The following is a 349-nucleotide window of genomic DNA, read 5'->3' as shown; positions in this document are numbered from 1 at the left end:
GTTTTCCTTTGACTGAGATGACGGGTCTGGCCGGTCCACCGCCACGTTCGGCAGCCGCTGCGAGGGGGGCATTGCGGGCTGCGAATTTTTCACGCTTCACACGCACCTGGATCATGTGCGGGCAGCGCTGGTCGTCGTGATAGAGTTCCTGACAATGCATGCAGTAGATGCATTCATTGACGTTGATCTGGCCTTCAGGGTGGATCGCCTCAACCGGACATTCCTTGGCGCAACGGTGGCAGGGCGAACCGCATTCCGGCCAGCGTTTCAGCCATTCGAACATGCGGATGCGTCCGGGAATGGCGAGTGCCGCACCGAGCGGGCACATATAGCGGCAGTAGAAGCGCTC

At 60.2% G+C, this 349-nt stretch carries 1 protein-coding gene; it reads right to left on the bottom strand.

Annotation, left to right across the window (positions count from 1 at the left end; translation table 11 throughout):
* The coding region (locus HWX93_RS22785) for a 4Fe-4S binding protein (RefSeq protein ID WP_419191198.1) at nt 1-349 on the bottom strand (349 nt) is incomplete at both ends.

The sequence above is a fragment of the Brucella tritici genome, assembly GCF_902825325.1.
Lineage (GTDB): Bacteria > Pseudomonadota > Alphaproteobacteria > Rhizobiales > Rhizobiaceae > Brucella.
Note: the sequence above shows the minus strand (reverse complement) of the source record. Positions and strands in the feature narration are given on the sequence as shown.